Below are 20009 nucleotides of genomic sequence, written 5' to 3'. Positions count from 1 at the left end.
CAGAGCGCGCCATACGGCAGTTGTCGTAGATGCACCGGAGCCGGCTGTGTCCTTTGACACGGTCGGCCAAGGTGTTCATAACGTTTCGGCAGAGGAATCTGGTGGTACGGCCACGCGTCGCGCACATCCGGTCTCGCTGCGCGCACAATCGCCCCGCCTTTTGGCGGGGCTCGCTCTTTATGACCGTTTTATCTGGGGCTTACATCGCTCGGAATCCCTGCCTCGGACTGTTTGGAAGAGCGCAGGTCGTCGTGCTGGAATGCCTGAACTGCCCAATAGTCAATGACGCACTCGTCCGTCGATGGCGTGTTGGGCTCTGAGACACTGCGGCACAACGTTGGTGCCGACCGCCGAGAGGTTGTTGGTCGAGTGAGGCGAAGCAAGAACAGTCCCGAGCCGTCGGCCCGGGGCAACTTCACCCCGCCGCCGCGCACAGCGGCGCCCGCCCCCGTGCCCGGTTCGGAGCCGACGGCCACGCCTGCCGAGAGCAGCGGCCGTCTCTCCCCGCGCAACTGGCGCGTGGCGACCAGGCTCAACGCGATCCTGCTCATACCCGTGCTGGTCGGCCTCGTCATGGGCGGCTTCCAGGTGAAGAGCTCGATCGACACCTGGCAGGAGGCCGAGGACGCGGAGAACACCGCGCGTCTGGTGCGGGCCGCGCTGGCCTACGGCAACGAACTGCTGGTCGAGCGCGACACGACCGCGGCTCCCCTGCTCCAGGGCAAGGGTGCGAAGGACCCGACGGTCGTGAAGGCCCGCGCGAACACCGACAAGGCGGCCGACGCCTTCGACGAGGCCGTCAAGAACATGCCCGACCGGCCCAACCTGGTGCGGCGCCTGGAGCGCTTCCGCGACGCGGAACCGAAGCTGACGCAGCTGCGCGCCGCCGCCTACACCCCTCAGCTCAAGGGCGTGCAGACCGAAGAGGGTTACGTCGAGGTCGAGCACAGGCTGCTGGAGTTCGCGAACGAGCTCGGCCTGGGCACCGGCAACATCACGAGCTACGGTCGTACCGTCTACGCCATCTCGCTGACCAAGGGCGCGCTCTCTCTCCAGCGTTCCATCGGCATGCACATGCTGGTCAAGCCCGGCCCGGACGGCGGCAACCTGGCCAGTCAGCGCATCGCCCTGTCCTCGTACGCCTACCTCGAGCGCATCGCCATCCAGGAGTACGAGAGCGGCGGCACCGAGGCGGACATCGCCAAGCTGACGGCGGCCGAGAAGCAGATCAGGGCCGAGGGCGCCAAGATGGCCGCGGCGGCGAAGACCGACGACCCGGACTACGTGGCGCCGCCCGCCAACCCCACCACGATGATCGCCAGGCTCGCCGCGCTGCCGTCCACGGACCCGAGCGAGCGCGCCGAGCTCGCCCAGGCGGGCATCACCGCGCAGAACTGGTGGGCGGTCAACACGCTGAAGTTCAACGCTTACGACAAGATCGAGAGGGATCTTGCCGGCACTGCGGTGAACGAGGCTTCCGACATCGCCGACGACGCCCAGCGCGACGCCTACATCACCGGTGCCGCCGTCGTGGTCGCCCTGCTCCTGGCCTTCATCCTGGCCGGCGCGGTGGCCCGCCAGATGAGCCGCTCCATGCGCCAGCTGCGCAACGCCGCCTTCGGTATCGCCGAGCAGCGTCTGCCGATGCTGGTCGACCAGCTCTCGCGCACCGACCCCGGCCGCGTCGACACCCGGGTCCAGGCCATCCCGATCACCACCACGGACGAGATCGGCGAGGTCGCCCGCGCCTTCGACCAGGTCCACCGCGAGGCCGTCCGGCTCGCCGCCGAGCAGGCCCTGCTGCGGGGCAACATCAACGCGATCTTCACCAACCTGTCGCGCCGCAACCAGTCGCTGATCGAGGGCCAGCTGACCCTGATCACCGACCTGGAGAACAACGAGGCCGACCCGGACCAGCTGGAGAACCTCTTCCGCCTGGACCACCTCGCGACCCGTATGCGCCGCAACGGCGAGAACCTCCTGGTCCTCGCCGGCGAGGAGCCGGGCCGCCGCTGGGACCAGCCGGTGCCGCTGGTCGACGTGCTGCGCGCCGCCTCCTCCGAGGTGGAGCAGTACGAGCGCATCGAGCTCTCCGGCGTCCCGGAGGCCGAGATCCACGGCCGCGCCGTGACCGACCTCGTGCACCTGCTCGCCGAGCTGCTGGAGAACGCCACGACGTTCTCCTCCCCGCAGACCAAGGTTCGTGTGACCGCCACCCGTCTCCCCGACGGTCGGGTCATGATCGAGATCCACGACAAGGGCATCGGCCTCACCGCCGAGGACTTCGCGGACATCAACCACAAGCTGGCCAACCCGCCGACGGTGGACGCCGCGATCTCGCAGCGCATGGGCCTCTTCGTGGTCGGCCGGCTGTCCGACCGGCACGGCATCCGCGTCCAGCTGCGCCCCTCGGGCGAGCAGGCCGGCACCACCTCGCTGGTCATGCTGCCGGACGCGATCACCCACGGTGGTGGCGGCGAGCAGCACGTGGACCGCGACGAGTTCACCGTCTCGCAGATCATCCCCGAGCAGAGCTTCGGCGGCGAGAACTTCAACCAGCAGCCCATGCGCACGGCCGCGGAGCTCGGCTTCGACGACAGCCGCTACTCCGAGGTCCCCGACGACATACGTGAGCTGGACCCCGTAGGCCGTTCCCTGATGCGCGAGGAGCGCAGGGCGGCCCTGGAGGCCCAGTCCCACGAGGAGCAGCCCGCCCTTCCCGGGCGGAACCCGCAGGACCCCGACGGGGGCCACGCGTACCCCGAGGAGTTCAACGGGCAGCAGGGCTACGACACCGGCCAGGCCTACGACACGGGCCAGACCGGCTACCCTCAGCAGCAGCCCTCCGCGTACGACCGTCAGGCGACCTACGGGGACCAGCAGGCGCAGTACGAGGAGCAGCGGCACACGGCGTACGAGGAGCCGCAGCGCCCCGCGTACGACGAGCAGTACTACGCGCCGAACGGCGGCATGCCGCAGAACGACACCTTCTCGCCGAACGGCGGCTACCCGGACCCCTCCTATGCGGAGCCGGCCCAGCAGGAGCCCCCGGCGCAGGGTGCGGGCGTGCCCGAGAGCTTCCCCGCCTTCGAGCAGCGTCGTCACCAGGACGACTGGCCGCAGCAGGACGGTTACCGGAACGGCTACCCGAGCCAGTACCCTTCTCAGGCCCAGGAAACGGAATCCGCGCAGGCCGCTGACGCAAGTGAGCAGGACCGCGTAGGCTTCGACCGTCCGGGACCGGCCCACTCCGCCGCCCACTCGACGACCGACGCGGGGCTTCCCCGCCGCGGATCGAACGCGAGCGGTGCGAACGGCACGGGCGGCGCGCGGCACGTGAGCCAGGAGCCTCCGGCCTCCACCCCGGAGAGCAACGGCGACAGCGACTGGCGCTCGGCGAACGACGCTCGGTGGCAGCAGGCTTCGCAGCTCAAGAAGCCCAGGGCGGGCGGGGTCACCTCCTCCGGCCTGCCGAGGCGGGTACCCAAGGCCAACCTGATCGAGGGTGCCGCCGAGAGCACCCCCCAGGGAGGCCCCCAGGTCTCCCGCGCCCCGGAGGACGTCCGGGGCAGGCTGAGCAACCTGCGCCGCGGCGTGGAACGCGGACGCAACGCAGGCAGTGAAACGAACGGCCAGGGCTTCGGTCCTGACAGCACCTACAACCAGGAGCGTTAGTGTGAGCCCGATGAGCCAGGCGGCACAGAACCTGAACTGGTTGATCACCAACTTCGTGGACAACACCCCGGGGGTGTCCCACACGGTGGTGGTCTCCGCCGACGGACTCCTTCTGGCGATGTCCGAAGGCTTCCCCCGCGACCGCGCGGACCAGCTCGCGGCCGTCGCTTCCGGTCTGACGTCCCTGACGGCAGGCGCCTCCCGGATCTTCGAGGGAGGCGCCGTGAACCAGACGGTTGTGGAGATGGAGCGGGGATTCCTCTTCATCATGTCCGTATCCGACGGTTCGTCGCTCGCGGTTCTCGCACATCCCGAGGCGGACATCGGTCTCATCGGGTACGAGATGGCACTGCTGGTCGACCGAGCCGGTACGGTCCTGACACCGGACCTTCGTGCGGAGCTCCAGGGGAGCCTGCTCAACTAACGGACGGACGGTGCGTTTTGGCGCCCCGTGGCCGTAAAGTTTCGGGACGCGGCTCCACAGCGATGGGTGCCAGGCACAGTCGGAGGAGGAGAAAGTGGCAACACCCCCAGGCGGTTCGTCTTCGGGCAACTGGTCGTACGGCCCTGCCCAGGGCCAGAACGACGGTGCCCAGAACCCGAACCGTTACAACTTCCCCTCCGCGCCGAGCCACCGGCAGCCGTACGCGCCGCAGGGCCCCGGCCCGTCGCCGTACGACCAGCCGTCGGCCCCGCGTATCCAGCCTGTGCAGCCGCAGCGCCGCACCCCCGAGCCGGCGCCCGCCGGGGCGTCGAACAACCCGCTGGTGCGTCCGTACGCCATGACCGGTGGCCGGACCCGCCCGCGCTACCAGCTCGCCATCGAGGCGCTGGTGCACACCACTGCGCAGCCGCACCAGATGCAGGGGCAGTTGCCCGAGCATCAGCGGATCTGCAACCTCTGCCGGGAGATCAAGTCGGTCGCCGAGATCTCGGCGCTCCTCACGATCCCTCTCGGCGTGGCCAGGATCCTCGTCGCCGACTTGGCGGAGGCGGGACTGGTCGCCATCCATCAGCCCGGCGGCGACGAGAACGCCGGCGGCCAGCCAGACGTGACACTGCTCGAAAGGGTGCTCAGTGGACTTCGCAAGCTCTAGCGGCGGTCCTTCCCGCTCCACCACCTCAGCGAAGATCGTGGTGGCGGGTGGCTTCGGCGTGGGCAAGACCACGTTCGTCGGGGCCGTCTCGGAGATCAACCCGCTGCGTACCGAGGCCGTCATGACGTCAGCTTCGGCCGGCATCGACGACCTCACCCACACCGGGGACAAGACGACCACCACGGTCGCCATGGACTTCGGCCGTATCACCCTGGACCAGGACCTGATCCTGTACCTCTTCGGTACGCCCGGTCAGGACCGCTTCTGGTTCATGTGGGACGACCTGGTGCGGGGCGCCATCGGCGCGATCGTGCTGGTGGACACGCGGCGTCTCGCCGACTGCTTCCCGGCCGTCGACTACTTCGAGAACTCGGGTCTGCCGTTCGTGATCGCGCTGAACGGGTTCGACGGGCAGCAGCCGTACAACCCGGACGAGGTGCGGGAGGCTCTGCAGATCGGGCCTGATACGCCGATCATCACGACGGATGCGCGGCATCGGGCCGATGCGAAGTCTGCGTTGATCACGCTGGTCGAGCATGCGCTGATGGCGCGGCTTCGGTAGTCACTTGCTGTGGGACAGCCCCTGGCGGCCTCTGGGCTGCCGGGGGCTGTTGCGTTGCCGGGTGCGGGTTGTGGGTGGCTGTTCGCGCAGTTCCCCGCGCCCCTGAAAGACGGGCAGTTCCCCACGCCCCGGAAGACGGGCAACCCCCCGAAGAACAAGACAAGAGGCCCCTCCGTGCGGAGGGGCCTCTTGTCTGTGCCGGGGTCAGCGCCAGCTGTGGGGGGCTCGGAAGCCCGGTTCGCGTTCCAGGCGGCGCCAGCCTGCCTTGACGCGGCCTCGGTGCGTCGGGGTGGGGTCGGTGGGGCGGGCGGCGGCGCGGGCCAGGAGGATGGCCGTGATGGCGGCCACTTCCTCGGGCTCGGCGTGGCCCTTCTCGACGCGGATGTCAGGCAAGTCCATGGGTGTCAGTCTCCGTGAGGAAGATGTCCGCAGGGTTACTGCGGCGGGTTGCCGTGCTTGCGGGACGGCAGGTCCGCGTGCTTGGTCTGGAGCATGGCGAGGGACTTGATGAGGACCTCGCGGGTCTCGGCGGGGTCGATGACGTCGTCGACCAGGCCGCGCTCCGCCGCGTAGTACGGGTGCATCAGCTCGGACTTGTACTCCTTGACCATGCGGGCCCGCATGGCCTCGGGGTCCTCGGCCTCCGCGATCTGGCGGCGGAAGATGACGTTGGCCGCACCCTCCGCGCCCATGACGGCGATCTCGTTCGTCGGCCAGGCGTAGGTGAGGTCGGCACCGATGGACTGGCTGTCCATGACGATGTACGCACCTCCGTAGGCCTTGCGCAGGATCAGCGAGATCCTCGGCACGGTCGCGTTGCAGTAGGCGTAGAGCAGCTTCGCGCCGTGGCGGATGATCCCACCGTGCTCCTGGTCGACGCCGGGCAGGAAGCCGGGTACGTCCAGAAGGGTGATGATCGGGATGTTGAAGGCGTCGCACATCTGGACGAAGCGGGCCGCCTTCTCGGAGGCCTCGATGTCCAGGACGCCGGCGAGGGCCTGCGGCTGGTTGGCGACGATGCCGACGACCTGGCCGTCCATCCGGCCCAGCGCGCAGATGATGTTCCGCGCCCAGCGCTCGTGGACCTCCAGGTAGTCGCCGTCGTCGACGATCTCCTCGATGACCTTGGCCATGTCGTACGGCCGGTTGCCGTCCGCCGGGACCAGGTCCAGGAGGACGTCCGAGCGGCGGTCCACCGCGTCCGTGGCCTCCGCGCGGGGCGGGTTCTCACGGTTGTTCTGCGGGAGGAGGGAGAGGAGGTAGCGGACCTCGGCGATGCAGGTCTCTTCGTCGTCGTAGGCGAAGTGGCAGACGCCGCTGGTCTCGGCGTGGACGTCGGCGCCGCCCAGGCCGTTCTGGGTGATCTCCTCGCCGGTGACCGCCTTGACGACGTCCGGGCCGGTGATGAACATCTGCGAGGTCTCGCGGACCATGAACACGAAGTCCGTGAGGGCCGGGCTGTAGGCCGCGCCGCCCGCGCACGGGCCCAGCATGACGCTGATCTGCGGGATCACGCCCGAGGCCTTGGTGTTGCGCTGGAAGATGCCGCCGTAGCCGGCGAGGGCGGAGACGCCCTCCTGAATACGGGCGCCGGCGCCGTCGTTCAGGGAGACCAGAGGAGCCCCGGCCGCGATGGCCATGTCCATGATCTTGTGGATCTTCGTGGCGTGGGCCTCGCCCAGCGCGCCGCCGAAGACGCGGAAGTCATGGGCGTAGACGAAGACCGTCCGGCCCTCCACCGTCCCCCAGCCGGTGATCACACCGTCGGTGTACGGCTTCTTGGCCTCCAGGCCGAAGCCCGTGGCCCGGTGCCGGCGGAGCTGCTCGACCTCGCGGAAGGAATCCGGGTCGAGGAGCAGCTCGATGCGCTCCCGTGCGGTCAGCTTGCCCTTGGCGTGCTGCGCCTTGGTCGCCTTCTCGCTCGGTCCGGCCACCGCCTGCGCACGGATCTCGTGCAGTTCGGCCACGCGTCCGCGCGCGTCGGTCGGCTCACCCGGCGCCTCATCCAAAACGGTCATGTAGCGACCTTACGAAGCCAACCCGGGAAAGCGGGCCGTCGACTCCTCACAGTCTCCGGCGTGTTTTCCTGGTACCCCTGAACAGAACCATGGTGGAGTGCAGCCAATCCGACTGCTCAGAGGGTGTGCGGCTTGTAGGGCTCGCACAAACACCTCAACCGAGAGTCACCTCACATCGGTGTGTCGCGCACTCCTCCCCGGGGGTGACACGCAGCCTCAGTCGAGGGCCGGTCGAGAGCACCTCGACGGTCTCGTCCGCGCGGACGACCCGGCGGACCGGGCGGTCCCAGGTGATCTCCAGCGGCTTGCCCGTTCTGGGCGGCTCGCTCGCACAGAGGGTAGCGGTACGGCCCCGGCGGACGGTCAGCACGCTCGCGCCGGCGGAAGCGGTGAGTGGTCCCGCCGTGCCGGGCTGCCAGAAGTTCGCGGCCTGGCAGCCGAGGGAGGGCACGGTGACCGCCTGGCAGGTCGCGTCGTTGGCGAGGACCGACAGCCAGTGGCGGTCGGCCGCGCGGCGTGCGACGGCGCGGCGGGACGCCCCGGGCATGAGGACGTAGGCGTACGTGGCGGCCTCGGGGTCGGTGCCGTGGTCGAGCCAGAGGGTCTGCCAGCGGCGGGTGCGGCGCTCCGGGGTGCTGCCGGTGTTGATGTCGGCCCAGGCACCGGTGCGGTCCTCGCGTACCGTCTTCGGCTCGCCGTCGAGCAGGACCCAGCCGCCGTGGTCCTCCAGGTGGGCCCAGTTCGGGCCTTCGACGAAGCGCTGGGCGCCCGACTCGCCGAGGTTGCGGTTGTCGACGATGGTCTCCACCGGGACGCCGTCGGCGCAGCTGATCCCGGCGCCCAGGCAGATCACCGCGTCCGCGACGCAGAACCAGGACTTGCGGGCCTGGAGGGTGGAGCCGAGGCCCTTGAGGTGCTGGCCGAGGGCGGCGTACTCGCCGTCGGTGGTGCCGCCGACCCAGTGTGCGTCCGGGCGGGCGGTGCCCCACTCGCCACCTTCACGGTCGGCCAGGCGCTTGGTGGAGACGGTGGTGCCGGGCAGGCGGTACCAGTCCACCGTCGGCCAGAACCAGTCCGTGTACTGGTCGCTCGTACCGGACCACCAGCTGACCATCCCCGCGCCGGTGTGCCAGCCGCGTGGATTCTCGCCGTTGCCGCACTCGTAGTGGGCGATGCGGTCGCTGGCCATGGCGACGTTCACGGTGAAGCCGGGGCGGCGGTGGACGGCACGGTCCATGGCGGCGAAGAGGTGGTGTCCGGTGGGTTCGGGTGCGGCCGGGGCGGGTGAGGCGGCGATGGCGTGCAGCCGGGCCAGGGTGGCGACGCCGAACTGGGGTGCCGTCAGGATCGGGGTGACCGTGTCCCGTTCGATCCAGCCCTTGACGCGGGCGTGCCAGCGGTCGCGTTCGGCGGGGCTCGCGGCGGCGGCGAGGAGTGCGATGGCCGCGATGAGCTGCTGGCCGTGGAAGTGGTCGCTCCGCATGACCTTGCGGTCGTCGGTGGTGAGGTGACCACGGCTGATGGCCCGGCCGTTGACGCTGTCCATGACCAGTCCGTCGTGGATGAGCGGGGCGTAGGCGTGCTCGACGCTGTCGAGGATGATCTGCCGGTTCGGATCGGTGACCGCCCAGTCGGATCCGGCGAGCAGGGCGAAGAGCCGGCCGAGGCCGTCGAGCATGACCTGTCCGTAGGTGCCCGAGTAGGCGACCCAGGTGTGCTGGACGAAGGAGCCGTCGGCGTAGAGGCCGTCGCCCCGGGTGACGTACGGGAAGACCGGGGAGAGCGCGTCCCGGGCGAGGGCGATCTTGCCCGGGTCTCGGCCGAGGATGCCGCGCAGGGCGACGGAGCGGCACAGGTCGACTCGGTTGGCGCCGGTGGAGGTGCCGGTGTAGTCGCCGAGGGCCGAGTCGGGGACGAAGTGGTCGACGGCTGCGCAGGTGGCCCGGACGCGGGACTCGCCCAGCGGCTCGTACAGGGCCGCGGTGATGTCGGTGAGCAGGCGAGGGCTGCCGATCTGCCATTCCCACCAGTTGCCGTAGCGGGTGGTGGAGGGGTTGTAGACGGTCGCGGAGAGATGGTCGAGGCCGCGCAGGACGTCGGCGAGGAGGTCCGGGTCGGCGGTCGAGCCGGTGCCCTGCTGGACGTAGGCCTGGGTCATGGTCCACAGGCGCCCGTAGCTGAGGGTGATGCCGGCCGGCGGGTCGAAGGGGTGCCCGGGCCAGAGGGAGTTCGCCGCCGGGGCCATGGAGGCGCGCAGGCCGCGGGCGAGTTCACCGGTCTCGGCGAGCCGGGAGGCGTACGGTTCCGCGGCCGGGTCGTAGCCGTCGCCGAGGGCGATACCGAGCCAGCGCCGGCGCAGGGTTTCGTACGGGTCCTCGACCGCGGGGGCATCCGTGCCGCCAGGCGTGGGCGGCGCCCCGCCGGTCGCCGCCAGTGCCGCTGCCGCGAGCAGCAGGGCGCGGCGGGTGGGGCGCAGCGGGGTCGGGCGCGGCAGGGTGGCGGCGGCCTTTGCCGTGCGGCGGGGGAAGACACGACGCTGGGGGGTCATGCCCATGCCTTACCACGGGGTGAGGCGCACCTGAACGCGAGGATTCAGCCGGAGTGACCGGGATGGGGGAACCCGGTGGGTGGGGCGTGCGGAGGGGGAAGCGTGAGCGGTCCCCGGGGGGGGCGTCCTGCGGGGCGGTTGCGCGCCGCCGGGGCGTGGGGGCCGGGCCGGGGCTGGGGCCGCCCGGTGTCATGCCGGGCGAGTGGGGGCGGGCGTCCTGCGGGTTCGGTTGCGCGCCGCCGGGCGTGGCGGCCAGGGCTGGGGTTTGGGCTGCGGCTGCGGCTGCGGCTGCGGCTGCGGCTGCGGCTGCGGCTGCGGCTGCGGCTGCGGCTGCGGCTGCGGCTGCGGCTGCGGCTGCGGCTGCCTGACGGTACGCCGGGTGAGTGGTTCGGCGGAGTGCGGGCCGGGAGGCGGGGGTGGGAGGGGCAGTGAGGAGGGCTGCGACGGGGGCGGGGCGGAGGGCCGGGGACGGAGTGGGGAGCCGGGCGCGGGCCGGAGAGCGCGCACGAGCCGGGGAATGCGCACAGGCCGGGGACGGAGTGGGGAGCCGGGCGCGGGCCGGGGAACGCGCACGAACCGGGGAACGCGCACAGGCCGGGGACGGAGTGGGGAGCCGGGCGCGGGCCGGAGAGCGCGCACGAGCCGGGGAACGCGCACAAGCCGGGGAACGCGGAAGGCGCATGGGCCGGGTGGTCAGGCAGGAGCCGGGGCCATCCAGGAGCCAGGCGGTCAGGCAGCGGCCAGGGGGCACCCAGGAGCCAGGCGGTGAGGCAGGAGCCGGGAACTATGCCCGGGCAGGGCTCGGGCACACGGGCGAAGGGCTCGGCACGGGCCCGGGGCTTGGCAGGCTCCGGGGGCTTGGCCGGGCCGCCGCCGTTTCGAGCCGAGGCTCCGCGTGGACACGACCGGGCAGGTGCAGGGCAGGCACGCCCGTGAGGGCTCGGCACGGACTGGGGCCGAGGCCGCGGACGGAGGCCCAGGCGCGGTTCGAGGAATCAGGCATGAGGCTGCCGCAAGCCCCGGGCGGGAGGAGACCACGTGGCGCACGGGCAGGGCCCGGACGCGGGCGCCTGCGCGCACACCTGTCAGCCGAAGCGGTTCAGCAGGCGGCGGTGCAGGCCCGGGGCCAGGGTCCGGATGCGTCGCCAGGCAGAGACATACGTCTCGTCGCGGTCCTGGCGTACGGAGTCGAAGATCTCGCGTGCGACGCCACCGGGCGAGACGGGTCGGGGGGTGGCGTGGCCGTAGGGGCCGCCCCCGCGGGTGGGGCCGGTGCGGCCGGGTACGACGAAGGTCACACCCACGCCCGTGCCGCGCAGTTCCTGGCGCAGGGCCTCGGCGAAGGCGGCGAGGCCGGCCTTGGCCGCGGAGTGCACCGCTTCCTCGCGTACGCCCACACGGCCCGCGGCCGAACCGAGCAGCACCACCCGGCCCCGGCCGGCCGCGATCATGGACGGCAGCACTTCGCGCACGAGGTGGAGCGTGGCGTTGAGGTCCAGGCCCAGGACCCGGTCGATGTCGGTGTGCGGCATGGCGGCGAAGGGGCCCGTCCAGCCGATGCCCGCCCCGGCGACCAGGACGTCGATCCGGCCGGTCGTGTGCAGCGCGGACTGGGCCAGCAGGCGCGGGCCGCCCGGGGCGGCGAGGTCGGCGGGCAGTACAAGGGCGGAGGTGCCGGACGCCGTCCGCTCCAGGCACCGCCGGTCGCGTCCGTTGAGGAGGAGCTGCCAGCCGTCCATGGCGAATCGGCGTGCCGTCGCCGCCCCGATGCTGGAGGAGGCGCCGGTGACGAGGGCCACGCGCCGGTCCAGACGCCGCGCCGGTCCGTGCTCGCGCACGTGCGAGGGGGCGGCGGGGCCGCGTGGGGCGAGGTTCGGTGGGTCGTAGGCCGAGCCGGAGCCGGTGAGTGTCACGAGTCGGTCTCCCCTGCGCTGTACGTCCGCCGCGGACTCGTCTGTCTCCATACGGTCCCTCAAACGGAACCCCGACTTCGTGGCCACCGCCACCCCACGCCGTTCCGGCAGGCCCGGCCTGCCGCCCGGAAGGGCTTGCCCGCAGGGCGAACCGCTCCCCTGCCCACCGCACACCCGAACGGGCGAAGGCGGCCTCACGGGAGCGCCCCGACACACGGCGCGCAATACTGTTGAACGTTGAACGGAATAGGTCTAGGGTGGGCCGCGTTGAAGTAGTTCAACGTTCAACATTAGATCTCGACATCGATCCGCCGCAGGAGGCGTACATCATGAGCATCTTCAGCCGCAGGGACACCGAGACCGCCACCGCCACGTCCGGCGCCGTGCGGCCGGAGCTGGCCGCCCTGACCGGCGACTACACGATCGATCCCGCACACTCGACGATCGGCTTCGTGGCCCGCCACGCCATGGTCACCAACGTCAAGGGCGGTTTCCAGGACTTCACGGGCACGCTTCACCTCGACGGCACCGACCCCTCGCGGTCCTCGGCCTCCCTCGACGTGGTGATGGACAGCATCGACACGGGCAACGCCGACCGGGACGGCCACCTCAAGAGCGCGGACTTCTTCAAGGCGGACGAGTTCCCGGCCATGACGTTCCGCTCCACCAAGGCGGAGTCCCTGGGCGGCGACGACTACCGCATCACCGGCGACCTGACGATCCTCGGCACCACCCGCCTCCTCGCCATCGACCTGGAGTTCAACGGCGCCGCGAAGGACCCCTTCGGCAACGAGCGCGTCGGCTTCGAGGGCAAGGCGGAGATCCTGCGGTCCGAGTGGGGCCTGACCTGGAACGCCGCGCTGGAGACCGGAGGCGTGCTCGTCTCCGACAAGATCAAGCTCAACTTCGACATCTCGGCGATCCGGAACGCCTGAACCTCCAGAACCGCCCGCACCTCCGGCCACGCCGTACGGGATGACTCCGCGCGGCGTGGCCGAATCGGGCCTCTTGTGCGAGGACTCTCGGCGTTCTCATAATCCAGCAGCAGAATTTTGACCGGTCCATGCCAGCACATGGCCGTTCTTTTTGCCCTTACTGCTGACATGCACTCGTCAAAACGGATGCTTCGGTTGCACATCTCCCCAGGTCAACCCCCCACGGAAGGCATCACGTTGAAGAGACTTCTCACGGCCCTCAAGAGATGCGCGGTTCTCGGCGCCGCCGCGCTCGCGATCGCCAGCCTTCAGCCCGTCACCGCCGCGCAGGCCGCGCCGTCGCCCGTCGTCGGCGGAACGCGGGCCGCGCAGGGCGAGTTCCCGTTCATGGTCAGGTTGTCCATGGGCTGCGGCGGCGCGCTCTACACCCAGCAGATCGTGCTCACGGCCGCGCACTGCGTGGGCAGTTCCGGCAACAACACGAGCATCACCGCCACCGCGGGGGTGGTCGACCTGCAGTCCACGAGCGGACGGGTCCAGGTCCGCTCCACCAAGGTGCTCCGTGCGCCCGGCTACAACGGCACCGGCAAGGACTGGGCGCTCATCAAGCTCGCCCAGCCGATCAATCTTCCGACCCTGAAGATCGCCACGACCGCGCAGTACAACACCGGTGACTTCACCGTCGCCGGCTGGGGCGCGAACCGTGAGGGCGGCTCCCAGCAGCGCTACCTCCTGAAGGCGACCGTGCCCTTCGTCAGCGACGCCGCGTGCAAGGCCTACGGCGGTCTGTACAGCGGCCTCGTCGCGAGCGAGGAGATCTGCGCCGGCTTCGACGCGGGCGGCGTCGACACCTGCCAGGGCGACTCCGGCGGCCCCATGTTCCGCAAGGACAACGCCGGCGCCTGGATCCAGGTCGGCATCGTCAGCTGGGGCGAGGGCTGCGCCCGGCCCGAGGCCCCCGGCGTCTACACGGAGGTCTCCACGTTCGCCTCGGCCATAGCCTCGGCGGCGTCCACACTCTGACTCGCCCTCGGCAGTGACGGAACAGCTCGCGGGTCCGGTGCGGTTGGGCGCCGGGCCCGCGGCCGTCCCGTCGACCCGGCCCGCCCAGCCGGGCTCATCACCCGCGCCCGCCTGCCTCCAGTCTCGCGACCGCCGCCGCCACCTGTGCGGCCCGGCTCCGCGGTGTCCGGGCGCGAAGGATGCCGAGCATGGTGAGGTAACGGTCCGTTCGGCCGAGTGCCTCGAAGGCCGCCGCGGCTCGGGGGCTTCGTGCCAGCGCTGCCGTGAGGTCCTCCGGGACCTCGGCCTCCTGTTGGGACGCGTACGCCGCGTTCCAGCGGCCGTCCGCCTTCGCGGAGGTCACCTCGTCGAGCCCGGCGGGGCGCATGCGGCCTGCGGCCGTCAGTTCCTCGACACGTCGGACGTTGACCATGGACCAGAGGCTGCCGGGGCGGCGTGGGGTGATCCTCTGGAGGTAGTGGGAGCCGTCGAGGCCCTTGCGCTGCCCGGTGATCCACCCGTGGCAGAGCGCCACGTCGTTGACGTCGGCGGCGCTGACGGAGGGAATGCCCGAACCCTTCTTGGCGACCTTGACCCAGAGGCCGGGATGCGGGGCGGGGTGCGCGGTCAGCCAGGAGTCCAGGTCGGCCACGGTGGCGAAGGTGAGCGGGGCCGTGCCGTCTGAGGTGGTCATGGCACCACCGTAGGGACCGAGCAGGACAGGTGCCGTCCGCTAGGGGAGCAGTGCGCGTGCCTGTTCGCGGGCGTGCTCGATGGCGTCCGGGAAGATGCCGAGGCCGTGGGCGACGAGCGCGCCCTCGTGCAGCAGCATCAACGCCCGGGCCCGACCTGCCGGTTCGTCCGGAACGATATCGGCCGCGAGGCCGGTGAACAGGGCTAGCATCCACCGCTTCTGACCGGTGATGATCGGGTGGGCCGGGTGGGCGGGGTCGCTGATCTCCGCGTGGGCGTTGACCATGCTGCATCCCTTGGGACTGCTGTCCCGCGCCCATGCGTGTGAGGCGTCGAAGACAGCCAGGACACGCTCCCTCGGGTCCGGTCCGGCCGCGTCCAGGTGCTCGCCGAGGAAGGCGCGCCAGCGCTCGTCGCGGTCGGCGAGGTACTCCACGACGATCTGCTCCTTGGAGCCGAAGCGGTCGTAGAGGGTCTTCTTCGTGACCCCGGCCTCCGCGGCGATGAGGTCGACCCCGACGGCGTGGATACCGCGCTCGTAGAACAGCCGCGCGGCGGCCTCCAGGGCGCGGCGGGCAGCCGGCGTCATCGCGATCCGGCGGGGGTTCTCGGCGGTGGTACCCATGACACCCGAGTATACCGTTCTGTATAGTCGGCGGGGAACGGGTAAACCGATCTGTCTAGTGGTTGTGATGTCGTGAACATCCTGCTCTCCCTCGCCTTCGTCCTGTGCTGGAGCTCCGGGTTCATCGGAGCCAAGCTCGGTGCGGGCAGCGCGTCCGCGCTCACGGTCCTGATGTGGCGGTTCCTGCCGCTGGCCGTCGTCCTGATCGCCGTCGCCGTCCTCACGCGGTCGGCGTGGCGGGGACTCACCGCCCGGGACGTGACCCGGCAGGCCGTGATCGGCGTGCTGTCGCAGAGCGGCTATCTGCTGAGCGTCTACTACGCCATCCAGCTCGGCGTCTCCAGCGGCACGACGGCCCTGATCGACGGCGTCCAGCCTCTCGTCGCCGGGGCCCTCGCGGGACCGCTGCTCGGGAGCCACGTCTCGGGCCGGCAGTGGACCGGTCTGGGCCTCGGACTGAGCGGCGTCGCCGTGGTCACCCTGGCCGACGCCGCCGCCGGGAGGGACGTGGCCTGGTGGGCGTACGCCATCCCGCTGCTCGGCATGCTGTCCCTGGTGGCGGCGACGTTCCTGGAGAGCCGGTCCCGCTCGCGGGTCGCCCCCTCGGTGTCGCTGACCGTCCACTGCGCCACCAGCGCCGTGCTCTTCACCGTCCTGGCCCTGGGGGCCGGAGCGGCCGCACCGCCGGCCGAGGGCGCGTTCTGGGTGGCGGTCGTCTGGCTCGTGGGCCTGTCCACGTTCGGCGGGTACGGGCTCTACTGGCTCATTCTGAAGCGCTCCGGCGTCACCGAGGTCAACACCCTGATGTTCCTCATGGCCCCGGTCACGGCCGTCTGGGGCGCGCTCATGTTCGGTGAGCCCTTCGGCGTGCAGACCGCCCTCGGGCTGGCCGTCTGTCTCGCGGCCGTCGTGATCGTCCACCGCGGTGGGGGCCGGGGGAACGCGGCCTCGACCACCGCCGCCGCCCGGGGAGCGTGCGGGGAAAACCAGTGGACCCGGTCCTCCGAAGCCGCCTAACGTGCCTGTCGTGTCCAGCCCCGAGGCGTCCAGAGTGCGGCCACCGGCTCTCCGGTGGCTGCTTGTGATGCCGGGCCGCTGAGGCCTCTTCTTCGCTCCGCCACCGGATCGCCGACCGACGTGTCGTGTTCGTCGTCGACTTCCGGGTGCGGGGTTTCCTCATGCCGTTCGCTCTTCTTCTGCTGGGCCTTGCCGTGTTCGCGCAAGGGACGTCCGAGTTCATGCTGTCCGGGCTGGTGCCGGACATCGCGCGGGATCTGGGGGTGTCCGTTCCCGCGGCGGGCGCGCTGACCTCCGCATTCGCCGCGGGAATGGTCGTGGGGGCGCCGCTCGTCGCGGGTCTCGCGCGGCGCTGGTCGCGGCGGGGCGCGCTGCTGGCGTTCCTCGTCGTCTTTCTCGCCGTCCATGTCGTCGGTGCTCTCACCGGCAGTTTCGAGGTGCTGCTCGCCACGCGGGTCGTGGGGGCGCTCGCCAACGCCGGGTTCCTCGCGGTCGCCCTCGTGACCGCCGTGGGGATGGTCCCGGCGGACGCGAAGGGCCGGGCGACATCCACGCTGCTGGGCGGGGTGACGCTGGCGTGCGTGGCCGGGGTGCCCGCCGGGGCCCTGCTGGGCGGGCTGTGGGGCTGGCGTACGGCGTTCTGGGCCGTGGCGCTGCTGTCGCTGCCGGCCCTGGTGGCGGTGGCGTGGTCCGTGCCGGGCGGGACGGCCGAGGCCGCGCCGCCCGCCCTGCGCGGCGAACTGCGGTCGCTGCGCAGCCCTCGGCTGGTCGTCACCCTGCTGCTGGGCGCCCTGGTGAACGGCGCGACGTTCTGCACCTTCACCTATCTCGCGCCGCTGGTCACCGAGGTGACGAGGCTGGGCAGCGCATGGGTGCCCGGGGTGCTCGCGCTGTTCGGGGCCGGGTCGTTCGTGGGGGTGACCGCCGCGGGGCGGCTCGCCGACCGGAGTCCGGTGCCGGTCCTCGCCGGCGGGGGCGTCGCGGTCGGAGTGGGCTGGTGCCTGCTCGCCCTCGGGGCCGGGCACCCGGTCCTGGCCCTCGGGCTCGTCTTCGCCCAGGGGGCACTGTCCTTCGGCGTCGGCTCCACGCTGATCGCCCAGGCGCTGTACGCGGCACCGGGCGCGCCCACGCTGGCCGGGGGTTTCGCCACGGCCGCGTTCAACGTCGGGGCAGCACTGGGCCCTTGGGCCGGTGGCGCGGCGATCGGCGCCGGGTTCGGGTACCGGTCGCCGGTGTGGGTGAGCGCGGGGCTGGTCGCGCTCGCGGGCGTCGTGGCCGGGGTGGTGTGGCGGCAGCGAGGGCGGCTCGCGGACCGGGAGGCGCTACGGCGCTGAGCCGATGGGCGGGGCGCCCGGGGCGGCCCGAACCCCCGCGGTCAGAACCGGCTGGGTTCAGAGACCGCCACGGTCGCAGCCGCCTGCGCTCAGAGACCGCCACAGCCACAACCGGACGGGGTCAGCGACCGCGACAGCCACAACCGGACGGGGTCAGCGACCGCCACGGCCGGAACCGCCTGCGGGCGCCCGGGGGCGGCGGGTCAGAATCCGCCCCCGAAGTCCCCTCCACCGCCGAAGCCGCCACCGCCGAAGTCCCCTCCGCCGAAGCCGCCACCGAAGTCGCCGGAGTCGAAGTCGGCGCCGGAGACGTCACCGCCCTCGTACCCGCCGAAGTCGCCGTAGCCGGAGCCGTAGTCGGCCGCGTAGGCGGGGGCGGCCATCATGCTGCCGAGCATGGTGCCGACGAGCAGGCCGGGCAGGATGCCGCCGGCGAAGTAGCCGCCGGCCCAGGGGCCGTACGCCGGGCCGGCCTCCCAGTACGGGCGGCGGCCGTAGTCGGTGTCGACCTCACGGATCACCGGGTCGCGGCCCTCGGCGAGCCGGGCCTGGTCGGCCACGCAGACGGGAACGTCGCGTGTGGTGCCGCCGGAGGGCGTCCAGCTCGTATCGGCGACCGAGGGGCCGTGGCGCGGGTCGAAGAAGCAGGGCGGGCGACGCTCCGGCAGCCGGCTGCCCTCCCGCCGGGCCGCGAGTCGCGCCAGGGAGAAACGGCCGTCCTCCACGGCCTGGGTGACGGGCCGGACGTCCTCCGGCTTCGCAGCGGCCGCCATCAGGGACTTCGCCTGCTCATAGGCGTCCAGGGCACGCTCGTAGTCGGCGCGCATCGCGTCGTCGGCGCCGGGTTCCCCGGGGTGGAAGTCGAGGCGGTCGAGCTCCTCGCCGAAGGCGGTGATGTCCTCGTCGACCACCACCCGCAGCTTCTCCAGGGCGGCCCGCTGCTCCTCCTCGTGGCGGCGCCGGTTGCGCCGGACCACGGCGTAGGTGCCCACGCCGCCGGCCGCGACCAGGGCACCGAAGGTGATCAGGCCGCCGACCGGGACGTCGGTGCCCGAGCCGTCGCTCCAACTGCTCGGCGCCGAGCCGCCCACGCTGCGCAGGGCGCCGTCGACGAAGTCGTTCAGCTGGGCCTTGGTGTCGCCCGCGTCCTGCACGGCCGTGACCAGGTTGGACACCGCCTGCCGGCTCATCACCGCGCTGTCGGCACGGGCGTCGAACTTCTCGCCGACGCGGACCCCGTACAGACCGGTGACGCCGGTCTCGGTGCGGAGGTTCCGGAAGAGGTCCTGCGTGGGGACGTCGGCCGGCAGGACCGCCACGAAGACGGGCTTGTCCGCGTCCTTGATCTTGTCGGCGAGCGCCTCGGCGTCCGACGCCGCCAGCTGGTCGGAGGCGGCCGGGTCGACGTAGACGGGGTTCTCGCGCAGTTCCTCGGCGACTTTCGTGAGGTCGGTGGCCGCGTGCGCACCCGGCGCACCGGCCGTCATCACCACCAGCACCGCCACCAGGGCGGCGACCGGCGCGATCAGCAGTCGTACGACGGTACGCACCAGCGCGGCCTTCATATGTTCGAAGCTACCTGAATCGGGACAGAAAGGGATATCGGTGGGAGCGGGGATTTCGAGACGCCGCTGCGCCTACGATGCCTTCTGGCTCACTGCCGTGGGCCGCGGGCCGGGCCCGGCCGGTCCACCGGTCGCAGCGGAAAGGGCGGATCAGGGGCATGTTCGGAAGACGCAGGGCCGCGGACATGACGGTGTCCGCACTCGCCGAGCTGGACCGTTCGCGTGCGCGGGCGGACCTGTTGTGGGAGCTGTTCCGGCATGCCGAGGCGGAGGTGACGACGGCGATCGACTGGTACCTGGCGCGGCGCCGGGGGCCGTCGCTGTGGTCGCGGTCGCTGCGGGCGCTGGCCGCGCTGCTGGGCATCGTCGGCACGCTCACTCCGCTGGTGCACGCGGCCGCCCCCACGGCCCTGCAGCCCGAGTGGGGGTTCGTGTTCCTCGCCGGCGGGGCGGGCTGTGTCCTCTTCGACCGGATCTTCGGGTTCTCTGCGTCCTGGACGCGCTACATCCGTTCGCAGCAGGCGCTGCAGCAGATCCTCAAGAGGGCTCAGTCCGAGTGGGCGCAGACGTATCTGCGGGCCACGGACTCCCCCAGTGACAAGGAGCAGGCCGCGCTGCTCGGGGTGATCGAGCGGTTGCGGACGGACGCGCAGCGGGTCATCGAGGACGAGGGGTCCGCCTGGGTCGGGTATCTGGCCGACGGTGTGGAGGAGCTGACCCGGTCCACGGGCCATACGCCCGGGCAGCGGCCTCATTCGGCGGGTCTCTTCCGTCTCGACCGCGCGCCGGGGCGGGAGCGGGTGGGCGATGCCCAGGTGCCACGCGCCCGCGACTCGGCCATGTGACTGCCACGTGCTCGGCGTGGGTGCCGGTGCCGGGGCGTTGCGCAGCCCGGCGGAGCGGCGTACCTCCCCCACTCTCGGCTTCGCTCGAGCGGGGGACCCCCACCGCCCACCCGTGCCGCCCCCAGCGGCACGCATGCCCGCAGCGGCGGGCGCCGGACCACGCAAGGGGACGTGTCGGGG

Annotated in this window: 17 protein-coding genes; 10 read left to right on the top strand and 7 right to left on the bottom strand. The window is 71.7% G+C overall.

What is annotated here, in order from left to right; translation table 11 throughout:
* The first annotated feature begins 369 nt into the window (after window positions 1-369).
* The 4 genes from ACFZBT_RS14140 to ACFZBT_RS14125 all read left to right on the top strand — a co-directional run bounded on the left by ACFZBT_RS14140 (window position 370) and on the right by ACFZBT_RS14125 (window position 5334).
* Entirely contained in the window at window positions 370-3675 is a 3306-nt protein-coding gene (locus ACFZBT_RS14140) for a nitrate- and nitrite sensing domain-containing protein (RefSeq protein WP_391102608.1), read from the top strand.
* 10 nt (window positions 3676-3685) lie between these two features.
* Window positions 3686-4099 (top strand): roadblock/LC7 domain-containing protein, encoded by a 414-nt coding sequence (locus tag ACFZBT_RS14135; RefSeq protein ID WP_003993185.1) that lies wholly within the window; start codon window positions 3686-3688, stop codon window positions 4097-4099.
* Window positions 4100-4193: 94 nt separating this feature from the next.
* Window positions 4194-4772, top strand: coding sequence for a DUF742 domain-containing protein (locus ACFZBT_RS14130; RefSeq protein ID WP_391102605.1), 579 nt, complete (start codon window positions 4194-4196; stop codon window positions 4770-4772).
* Window positions 4753-5334, top strand: coding sequence for an ATP/GTP-binding protein (locus ACFZBT_RS14125; protein ID WP_009314218.1), 582 nt, complete (start codon window positions 4753-4755; stop codon window positions 5332-5334). Before ACFZBT_RS14130 ends, ACFZBT_RS14125 begins: the two co-directional genes overlap by 20 nt.
* Before the next feature lie 204 nt (window positions 5335-5538).
* On the opposite strand, the gene ACFZBT_RS14120 is transcribed toward ACFZBT_RS14125, so the two are convergent.
* From ACFZBT_RS14120 to ACFZBT_RS14110, 3 genes are all read right to left on the bottom strand, one after another.
* Complete coding sequence (locus tag ACFZBT_RS14120) at window positions 5539-5733, bottom strand: acyl-CoA carboxylase epsilon subunit (protein ID WP_391102602.1); 195 nt, start codon at window positions 5731-5733, stop codon at window positions 5539-5541.
* Between the two features lie 35 nt (window positions 5734-5768).
* Complete coding sequence (locus ACFZBT_RS14115) at window positions 5769-7352, bottom strand: acyl-CoA carboxylase subunit beta (RefSeq protein WP_382496998.1); 1584 nt, start codon at window positions 7350-7352, stop codon at window positions 5769-5771.
* A gap of 154 nt (window positions 7353-7506) precedes the next feature.
* Window positions 7507-9906: a polysaccharide lyase family 8 super-sandwich domain-containing protein gene (locus tag ACFZBT_RS14110; RefSeq protein WP_391102599.1), complete on the bottom strand. Its 2400-nt coding sequence runs from the start codon at window positions 9904-9906 to the stop codon at window positions 7507-7509.
* Between the two features lie 96 nt (window positions 9907-10002).
* Here ACFZBT_RS14110 and ACFZBT_RS14105 point away from each other — a divergent pair, with 96 nt between their 5' ends.
* The gene (locus tag ACFZBT_RS14105) at window positions 10003-10332 is read left to right on the top strand and encodes a hypothetical protein (RefSeq protein WP_391102597.1); all 330 of its coding nucleotides are present in this window, start codon (window positions 10003-10005) and stop codon (window positions 10330-10332) included.
* A gap of 653 nt (window positions 10333-10985) precedes the next feature.
* Here ACFZBT_RS14105 and ACFZBT_RS14100 read toward each other — a convergent pair.
* The gene (locus ACFZBT_RS14100; protein WP_391102951.1) at window positions 10986-11813 is read right to left on the bottom strand and encodes an SDR family NAD(P)-dependent oxidoreductase; all 828 of its coding nucleotides are present in this window, start codon (window positions 11811-11813) and stop codon (window positions 10986-10988) included.
* Between the two features lie 329 nt (window positions 11814-12142).
* Between ACFZBT_RS14100 and ACFZBT_RS14095 the strand changes: the two genes are divergently transcribed.
* Complete coding sequence (locus ACFZBT_RS14095; RefSeq protein WP_391102595.1) at window positions 12143-12748, top strand: YceI family protein; 606 nt, start codon at window positions 12143-12145, stop codon at window positions 12746-12748.
* 237 nt (window positions 12749-12985) lie between these two features.
* Window positions 12986-13771 carry a trypsin-like serine protease gene (locus tag ACFZBT_RS14090; protein WP_391102593.1) on the top strand — a complete coding sequence of 262 codons (786 nt, stop codon included), beginning with the start codon at window positions 12986-12988 and terminating at the stop codon, window positions 13769-13771.
* Between the two features lie 97 nt (window positions 13772-13868).
* Here the strand turns inward: ACFZBT_RS14090 and ACFZBT_RS14085 are convergent, their stop codons facing one another.
* Window positions 13869-14444, bottom strand: a complete 576-nt coding sequence (locus ACFZBT_RS14085) for a YdeI/OmpD-associated family protein (protein WP_391102591.1) — start codon at window positions 14442-14444, stop codon at window positions 13869-13871.
* A gap of 39 nt (window positions 14445-14483) precedes the next feature.
* Window positions 14484-15068: a TetR family transcriptional regulator gene (locus tag ACFZBT_RS14080; RefSeq protein WP_391102588.1), complete on the bottom strand. Its 585-nt coding sequence runs from the start codon at window positions 15066-15068 to the stop codon at window positions 14484-14486.
* 72 nt (window positions 15069-15140) lie between these two features.
* On the opposite strand from ACFZBT_RS14080, the gene ACFZBT_RS14075 reads away from it, so the two are divergent.
* Both ACFZBT_RS14075 and ACFZBT_RS14070 read left to right on the top strand, forming a co-directional pair.
* On the top strand, window positions 15141-16085 hold the full coding sequence (locus tag ACFZBT_RS14075) for an EamA family transporter (RefSeq protein ID WP_391102585.1): 945 nt from the start codon (window positions 15141-15143) through the stop codon (window positions 16083-16085).
* Between the two features lie 161 nt (window positions 16086-16246).
* Window positions 16247-17419, top strand: a complete 1173-nt coding sequence (locus tag ACFZBT_RS14070) for a Cmx/CmrA family chloramphenicol efflux MFS transporter (protein ID WP_391102948.1) — start codon at window positions 16247-16249, stop codon at window positions 17417-17419.
* 203 nt (window positions 17420-17622) lie between these two features.
* Here the strand turns inward: ACFZBT_RS14070 and ACFZBT_RS14065 are convergent, their stop codons facing one another.
* Complete coding sequence (locus tag ACFZBT_RS14065) at window positions 17623-18984, bottom strand: hypothetical protein (RefSeq protein WP_391102583.1); 1362 nt, start codon at window positions 18982-18984, stop codon at window positions 17623-17625.
* A 158-nt stretch (window positions 18985-19142) separates the two neighbouring features.
* On the opposite strand from ACFZBT_RS14065, the gene ACFZBT_RS14060 reads away from it, so the two are divergent.
* Window positions 19143-19829 carry an SLATT domain-containing protein gene (locus ACFZBT_RS14060; RefSeq protein ID WP_391102580.1) on the top strand — a complete coding sequence of 229 codons (687 nt, stop codon included), beginning with the start codon at window positions 19143-19145 and terminating at the stop codon, window positions 19827-19829.
* Window positions 19830-20009: the final 180 nt, after the last annotated feature.

The sequence above is a fragment of the Streptomyces sp. NPDC008137 genome, assembly GCF_042957035.1.
In the GTDB taxonomy this organism is placed as follows: Bacteria; Actinomycetota; Actinomycetes; order Streptomycetales; family Streptomycetaceae; genus Streptomyces.
Note: the sequence above shows the minus strand (reverse complement) of the source record. Positions and strands in the feature narration are given on the sequence as shown.

What these genes read in the sequence shown, in the direction of transcription:
- ACFZBT_RS14135 (WP_003993185.1), top strand. Translation starts at nt 3,686, where the DNA reads ATGAGCCAGGCGGCACAGAACCTGAACTGGTTGATCACCAACTTCGTG.
- ACFZBT_RS14120 (WP_391102602.1), bottom strand. Translation starts at nt 5,733, where the DNA reads ATGGACTTGCCTGACATCCGCGTCGAGAAGGGCCACGCCGAGCCCGAG.
- ACFZBT_RS14115 (WP_382496998.1), bottom strand. Translation starts at nt 7,352, where the DNA reads ATGACCGTTTTGGATGAGGCGCCGGGTGAGCCGACCGACGCGCGCGGA.
- ACFZBT_RS14110 (WP_391102599.1), bottom strand. Translation starts at nt 9,906, where the DNA reads ATGGGCATGACCCCCCAGCGTCGTGTCTTCCCCCGCCGCACGGCAAAG.
- ACFZBT_RS14095 (WP_391102595.1), top strand. Translation starts at nt 12,143, where the DNA reads ATGAGCATCTTCAGCCGCAGGGACACCGAGACCGCCACCGCCACGTCC.
- ACFZBT_RS14085 (WP_391102591.1), bottom strand. Translation starts at nt 14,444, where the DNA reads ATGACCACCTCAGACGGCACGGCCCCGCTCACCTTCGCCACCGTGGCC.
- ACFZBT_RS14080 (WP_391102588.1), bottom strand. Translation starts at nt 15,068, where the DNA reads ATGGGTACCACCGCCGAGAACCCCCGCCGGATCGCGATGACGCCGGCT.
- ACFZBT_RS14070 (WP_391102948.1), top strand. Translation starts at nt 16,247, where the DNA reads ATGCCGTTCGCTCTTCTTCTGCTGGGCCTTGCCGTGTTCGCGCAAGGG.
- ACFZBT_RS14065 (WP_391102583.1), bottom strand. Translation starts at nt 18,984, where the DNA reads ATGAAGGCCGCGCTGGTGCGTACCGTCGTACGACTGCTGATCGCGCCG.
- ACFZBT_RS14060 (WP_391102580.1), top strand. Translation starts at nt 19,143, where the DNA reads ATGTTCGGAAGACGCAGGGCCGCGGACATGACGGTGTCCGCACTCGCC.